A 4,233-nucleotide genomic window follows, 5' to 3' on the forward strand; every position below is an offset into this window, starting at 1 on the left:
CGGCTCGGCATTTTCGCCGGCTCCGGCGTCGGCAAGTCGACGCTGCTTGCCATGCTCGCAGGTGCCGAGGCCTTCGACACGGTGGTCGTGGCGCTGATCGGCGAGCGCGGCCGCGAGGTACGCGAATTCCTCGAGGACACCATCGGCGCCGACAGCATGGCCAAGACCGTCGCGGTCGTCGCCACCAGCGACGAGAGCGCCATGATGCGCCGGCGCGCGCCCGACACAGCCATGCGCGTGGCCGAGCATTTCCGCGACCAGGGCCATCGCGTGCTCCTGGTGCTGGATTCGATCACCCGCTTTGCCCATGCGCTGCGCGAGGTGGCGACGGGCACCGGCGAGCCGCCGGTCGCGCGCGGCTACCCGGCATCGGTCTTCACCGATCTGCCGAAGCTGCTCGAGCGCGCCGGACCAGGCGCCGAGGGCAAAGGCTCGATCACCGCCATCATCTCGGTGCTGGTGGACGGCGACGACCACAACGATCCGGTGGCCGATTCGGTGCGCGGCATCCTCGATGGCCACGTCGTGCTCGACCGCGCGATCGCCGAGCAGGGACGCTACCCGCCGGTCAATCCGCTGTCGTCGATCTCACGTCTCGCCGACAAGGCCTGGAGCGCCGAGCAGCGCATGCTGGTGACAAGGCTGAAAGCGATGATCGCGCGCTTCGAGGACACGCGCGACATCCGTCTGCTCGGCGCCTATCAGGGGGGCGCCGACGCCGAGCTCGACATCGCCGTGCGCCAGGTGCCGCTGATCTACGAGGCGCTCACGCAGTCGCCGAGGGACCGCGCATCGGCCGATCCGTTCACCGATCTCGCCCGCCATCTCAAGGGGAAGCAGAATGGCGATCAAGGAGACTGACCTGCAACAGACCGAGCGCATGCTGCGTGAGATGATTGCCGAGGCCAAGGCCGCCGAGGAGGCCGACGCCAGCCGCGACTCGCTCATCAACGGCCTGTTCCCGAAAAAGGTGGAGCGGCCGCAGCCGCCGCCGGCCCAGTTCCCCCGCCTGGCCAACAGGAAAGCGGACCGGCGCAGCGATTTCGTCGTCGCAGCGCTCGGCATCACGCTCGGCCTGATCTGCGCGCTGTTTCCCTGGTATATCTTTTTCAATCAGGAGCAGTTCGGCGTCCAGACCATCAAGTTCGGCGGCAGCGGCAGCAATTCCGGACGCGAGGGCGGCGGCGTCGCGGCCGAACGCAGCGGACCGCTGACGGCCAAGGACGTTCCCAACGCCGATATCGACCTCCTTGCCACTGGAACGGTGCAGGACGAACCCCCGCCGGCGCCTGGCGACCAGCCGTTCCCTGCGGCCGCGGCGGAATTCAGGATGGTGCATGTCGCCAATGGCCGCGCAATGATCGAGGACGACACCGGCCTGTGGATCGTCCAGCGCGGCTCCGTCCTGCCGGACTCCAGCCGCGTCGCCGCGATCGAGCAGCGCGGTGGCAAGTGGGTGATCGTCACCGATGCCAACAAGGTGATCCAGCTTTCCAGGTAATGGCCTCGTAACGGGCCGCGGGCTCGCTCCGCGCAAGGTCCGCGCAAGACTGGCGGCCTAGTCTTGTGCGTACTCGCCCGGAGAGTCCCATGGAACCCGTCAACCTCTTTGACCTCGCCACCCGGCAGTCGCAATGGCTAGCCGTGCGCCAGTCGGCGATCGCATCCAACATCGCCAATGCCAACACGCCGGGCTACACGGCAAACGACGTCGAACCGTTCGAAAAGGTCCTCGACCGGACTGCGGTGACGCTGGCGGCCACCCAGACCGGCCATTTGGGCCCCGAGGGGACCAATGCCGGCTTCAATCTCAAGCCGGAGGATGTCACGGGCTCGATAATGCCGTCGAAGAACACGGTGGTGCTCGAGGACGAGTTGATGAAGGCCGGCGAAGTTCGCCGCTCCTTCGAGCTCAACACGGCGATCGTCAAAGCCTTCCACTCGATGATGACGATGGTGGTGAAGAGCTGACCATGGACGCCCTGACCGCAGCCCTTAAAGTCGCGGCATCCGGCCTTGGCGCCCAGTCGGAGCGTCTGCGTGTGGTGTCGGAGAACCTCGCCAATGCGCAATCGACGGGCAACACGCCTGGCGCCGATCCCTATCGCCGCAAGACGATCAGCTTCCAGTCCGAGCTCGACCGGACGAGCGGTGGTTCGCTGGTCGAGGTGAGCTCGATCGCGCGCGACCCGTCGGACTTCCCGATCGAGTTCCAGCCCGGCAACGAGGCCGCCGACGCAAAAGGGTACGTGAAGATGCCCAACGTCAACGTGCTGGTCGAAATGGCCGACATGAGCGAGGCCAACCGCTCCTATGAGGCCAACCTGCAGGTCATCAAGCAGGCTCGCGATCTGATTTCCATGACCATCGACCTGATGAGGAACCAGTAATGATCGGCGGTATCGGGGCACTACAGTTCAAACCGGCAATCGACGGCACGGAGGCCGCCTCGCCGGGCCTGCTTCAGGGCGGTGTCGGCACCAAAGCAGGCGAAGGCGTCGGCAGCAGCTTTGCGGAGGCTCTCAGCCAGGCTGCGAACAAGACCGTCAACACGCTGCAGAACGCCGAGCAGATGTCGATCCAGGCGCTCAAAGGCGACGCCGACACCCGCCAAGTGGCCGATGCGGTGCTGAGCGCCCAGCAGGCCCTGCAGACGACGATCGCCATCCGCGACAAGGTCGTCTCGGCCTATCTCGAAATCAGCCGCATGAGTATCTAGGACCGCGTCATGAAAGCCCTTGCCATCGCCGCGACCGGCATGAACGCCCAGCAAACCAATCTGGAAGTCATCGCCAACAACATCGCCAACATCAACACCACCGGCTACAAGCGGGCGCGCGCCGAATTCTCCGACCTGCTCTACCAGGTCGATCGCACCCAAGGGGTGCCCAACCGCTCCAACACCTCGCTTGTGCCCGAGGGCGTTTCGATCGGCCTCGGCGTCAAGACGACGGCCGTGCGCAATGTCCATACACAGGGCGAGCTGACCAGCACGGGCAACAGCTTCGACCTGGCGCTGACCGGCCGCGGCTGGTTCCAGATCGAGGGCGCCGACGGCAGCACGCTCTACTCCCGCGCCGGTGCCTTCAACACCAATGCCACCGGGCAGCTGGTCACCGCCGACGGCGCCACCGTCATTCCGGCGATCACCGTGCCGACCGACGCGGTCGAGGTCATCGTCAACAAGACCGGCCAGGTCTTTGCCCGTATCGACGGCCAGACCGACCTTCAGCTTCTCGGCCAGCTTCAGATCGCCAACTTCGCCAATGAGGCGGGCCTGGCGCCGCTCGGCGACAATCTGTTCCAGGAGACGGCGGCCTCTGGCCCGGCCAATGTCGGCGTTCCAGGCGATCCGGGCTTCGCCACCATCGAGCAGGGCTATCTGGAGTCCTCCAACGTCGATCCGGTCAAGGAAATCACCGAGCTGATCTCGGCGCAGCGCGCCTATGAAATGAACTCGAAGGTCATCCAGGCCGCTGACGACATGGCCTCGGTGGTCTCAAAGAACATCAGGTAACCGACGATGGCCATGCCGGCTTCCTGCCCTGCTTTTCGTCGCGCCGTGCTGGCCCTTGCGCTGGTGGTCGTCGGCGTGCCGGCGCTTGCGCAAGAGACGGGCCCATCTCCCTTGCGATCCGGGGAGTCGGCCAACCAGCTCGCCGCCAATCAAGCGGTCGGCGAAGCCGTGCTGATCCCCAACCGGGTCATCTATCCCGGCGAGACGATCGAGCTTGCGGCGCTGAAGCAGGTGACGCTTGTCCCGGGCAAGCACAAGCCGGACGGAATGGCGACGCGCTCCGAGGAACTTCAGGGCAAGGTCGCCAAGCGCACCCTCGTGCCCGGCCGCTACATTCCGGCGGCCGCGATCCGCGATGCCTGGCTGGTCGAGCAGGGTGCCTCGGTGCAGGTCTATTTCACCGCCGGAGCACTGACCATCTCGGCCGCCGGCGTCACGCTGCAGCCGGGCGCCGCCGGCGACCTCATCAAAATTCGCAATGTCGACAGCGGCAAGATCATTTCCGGCACAGTAATGGCCGACAGCACGATTCGGGTCGGCGCATCGTGAGGCGCATCTTTGCCCTTCTGCTGAGCGCCGCGATCGGTCTTCAGCCCGCATTGGCCGATGGGCTCACGTCCAAGGCCAAGCGCGAACTTGCGCAGAAAAATGGCGGCGTTTACGACGATCCGGAATACGATCCGGCCACCACCACCCGCATGTTCCGCGTCTCGACG

The 4,233-nt window shown here is 65.7% G+C and carries 6 protein-coding genes and 1 pseudogene; all 7 read left to right on the top strand.

The features are described 5' to 3' along the window. Window positions 1-861: pseudogene (fliI, locus tag EOA60_RS21270) on the top strand (flagellum-specific ATP synthase FliI); the annotation flags it as partial. Then, complete coding sequence (locus EOA60_RS21275) at window positions 842-1,501, top strand: hypothetical protein (protein WP_095823385.1); 660 nt, start codon at window positions 842-844, stop codon at window positions 1,499-1,501. The pseudogene fliI and the gene EOA60_RS21275, both read left to right, overlap by 20 nt. 89 nt (window positions 1,502-1,590) lie before the next feature. Then, window positions 1,591-1,971: a flagellar basal body rod protein FlgB gene (gene flgB, locus EOA60_RS21280; RefSeq protein WP_095823386.1), complete on the top strand. Its 381-nt coding sequence runs from the start codon at window positions 1,591-1,593 to the stop codon at window positions 1,969-1,971. Window positions 1,972-1,973: 2 nt separating this feature from the next. After that, window positions 1,974-2,390 carry a flagellar basal body rod protein FlgC gene (flgC, locus tag EOA60_RS21285; RefSeq protein ID WP_067326083.1) on the top strand — a complete coding sequence of 139 codons (417 nt, stop codon included), beginning with the start codon at window positions 1,974-1,976 and terminating at the stop codon, window positions 2,388-2,390. Beyond that, entirely contained in the window at window positions 2,390-2,719 is a 330-nt protein-coding gene (locus tag EOA60_RS21290) for a flagellar hook-basal body complex protein FliE (RefSeq protein WP_095823387.1), read from the top strand. The genes flgC and EOA60_RS21290 overlap by 1 nt, the downstream gene beginning before the upstream one ends. 9 nt (window positions 2,720-2,728) lie before the next feature. Continuing rightward, entirely contained in the window at window positions 2,729-3,517 is a 789-nt protein-coding gene (gene flgG / locus EOA60_RS21295; RefSeq protein ID WP_067002397.1) for a flagellar basal-body rod protein FlgG, read from the top strand. A gap of 6 nt (window positions 3,518-3,523) precedes the next feature. Beyond that, the gene (gene flgA / locus EOA60_RS21300) at window positions 3,524-4,066 is read left to right on the top strand and encodes a flagellar basal body P-ring formation chaperone FlgA (protein ID WP_128311832.1); all 543 of its coding nucleotides are present in this window, start codon (window positions 3,524-3,526) and stop codon (window positions 4,064-4,066) included. Window positions 4,067-4,233 lie beyond the last annotated feature (167 nt).

The organism is Mesorhizobium sp. M1A.F.Ca.IN.020.06.1.1, from assembly GCF_004023265.1.
GTDB lineage: Bacteria > Pseudomonadota > Alphaproteobacteria > Rhizobiales > Rhizobiaceae > Mesorhizobium.

Bases quoted from the DNA above. Each gene is read 5' to 3' on its own strand.
- EOA60_RS21275 (WP_095823385.1), top strand. From the start codon at position 842: ATGGCGATCAAGGAGACTGACCTGCAACAGACCGAGCGCATGCTGCGT.
- flgB (WP_095823386.1), top strand. From the start codon at position 1,591: ATGGAACCCGTCAACCTCTTTGACCTCGCCACCCGGCAGTCGCAATGG.
- flgC (WP_067326083.1), top strand. From the start codon at position 1,974: ATGGACGCCCTGACCGCAGCCCTTAAAGTCGCGGCATCCGGCCTTGGC.
- EOA60_RS21290 (WP_095823387.1), top strand. From the start codon at position 2,390: ATGATCGGCGGTATCGGGGCACTACAGTTCAAACCGGCAATCGACGGC.
- flgG (WP_067002397.1), top strand. From the start codon at position 2,729: ATGAAAGCCCTTGCCATCGCCGCGACCGGCATGAACGCCCAGCAAACC.
- flgA (WP_128311832.1), top strand. From the start codon at position 3,524: ATGGCCATGCCGGCTTCCTGCCCTGCTTTTCGTCGCGCCGTGCTGGCC.